Here is a 1,145-nt window from a genome sequence, read left to right as displayed (position 1 = left end):
GGCGTGCACGACCGCGAGCAGGCCCCACGCCACGGGGAGGGTGAGTGCGCCGGCCCACCAGCAGGCGCGGCGGCGACGGTCCGCGCGCGGGATGGGAGCTCGGCGTGGGGTGCAGGTGTCGGCGTGGGCGACGGTGAGGCGGGCGAGCATGTCCGCGAAGTCGGTCGGCGTGTGGCCTGCGGTGACGTAGGCGTGGATGTCGAGGTCGACGTAGCGCTCGCCGCAGCGGGGGCAGTCGACGGCGGCCTGGGCGTAGTGGTCAGTCATCGTCGTCGTCCCCGTCGATTTCGGGGTCCATCACCCAGTGCTCGGCGAGACGGAGCATCCCGAGCGCGTCGAGGACCGCCAGGCCGCGGGAGGTCTTGACGTCGATGTCGACGCCCGAGTCGGTGTCGGCCAGCACCTTGCGGACCTTGATCCAGCCGAGCTCGACCTCCTCGGTGCTGTCGTCGGTCATGAGCCGAGGACCTTCGTGATCGCGGCCTGGATGCGGTCGCTGAACCGGGGGTCGGTGAGGTCGCCCTCGAGGATGACGTCGGCGACGCGCACGAGGCGTTCGGGGACGTGAGTGCCGGGTTGCACGATCGCGATGATGGGCTTGTCCATGAGGATGCTCAGGCCCAGCTCGACGGCGAACTTCACGTCGGGGTCGCCCTCGGGCACGAGGCTGACGGTGAGGGCGGAGCCGGCGAGCTTGGGCACGAGCTCCTCGCGCACGTGGTGGGCCCACTCCTGCAGGGCGGGGTCGTCGAAGGGGTCGTCGGTCACGGGTGCTCCTCGTGGTGGTGGCGGATCGCGGCGGCGACTTCGAGCAGGGCGTCGGCGATGCGGTCGAGCGCGGCGGTCTGGGCCTCGGTCAGGCCCTGCGGGGTGCGCGGTTCGTCGCTCACAGGGACTCCACGACGTTGATGACGGCGTGGCATCCGCACGCGCACTCGACCTCGGTGTCGGCCTCGAAGTCCCACGCTGTGCCGTGGCAGGTGCGGTGCTTGCCGGCGAGGCAGTCCGGGTCGAGCGGCGGTGGGACGTCGGCTGCGACGGCTTCGACCATGCGGGTGAAGTCCTCGCCCCACACGCTGATGCGCGCCTCGGCGTGCTCCCCGACGGTGACGGTGATGGTCACCGCGCTGATCGACGCGTCGTGG

5 protein-coding genes are annotated in these 1,145 nt (G+C 71.5%); all 5 read right to left on the bottom strand.

Going from position 1 to position 1,145, the window contains the following annotated elements; all coding sequences use genetic code 11:
- Window positions 1-267, bottom strand: a 267-nt coding sequence (locus ABD254_RS21350; RefSeq protein WP_344251013.1) for a hypothetical protein, incomplete at its 3' end; no start/stop codon positions are given.
- Entirely contained in the window at window positions 260-457 is a 198-nt protein-coding gene (locus ABD254_RS21345) for a hypothetical protein (protein ID WP_344251011.1), read from the bottom strand. The genes ABD254_RS21350 and ABD254_RS21345, both read right to left, overlap by 8 nt.
- A complete protein-coding gene (locus ABD254_RS21340; RefSeq protein WP_344251009.1) occupies window positions 454-768 on the bottom strand; it encodes a hypothetical protein in 315 nt (104 codons plus the stop codon). The genes ABD254_RS21345 and ABD254_RS21340 overlap by 4 nt, the downstream gene beginning before the upstream one ends.
- Window positions 765-890 (bottom strand): hypothetical protein, encoded by a 126-nt coding sequence (locus ABD254_RS21335; protein WP_344251007.1) that lies wholly within the window; start codon window positions 888-890, stop codon window positions 765-767. The genes ABD254_RS21340 and ABD254_RS21335 overlap by 4 nt, the downstream gene beginning before the upstream one ends.
- Window positions 887-1,145 (bottom strand): hypothetical protein (locus ABD254_RS21330; RefSeq protein WP_344251005.1); only part of this gene is annotated, 259 nt, incomplete at its 5' end. The genes ABD254_RS21335 and ABD254_RS21330, both read right to left, overlap by 4 nt.

It is taken from the genome of Isoptericola hypogeus (assembly GCF_039531145.1).
In the GTDB taxonomy this organism is placed as follows: Bacteria; Actinomycetota; Actinomycetes; order Actinomycetales; family Cellulomonadaceae; genus Isoptericola; species Isoptericola hypogeus.
The sequence above is the reverse complement of the archived record's forward strand: the minus strand, read 5'-3'. Positions and strand labels throughout refer to the sequence as shown.

Excerpts from the sequence above, each read along its gene's own strand:
- ABD254_RS21345 (WP_344251011.1), bottom strand. The coding sequence starts at position 457 with ATGACCGACGACAGCACCGAGGAGGTCGAGCTCGGCTGGATCAAGGTC.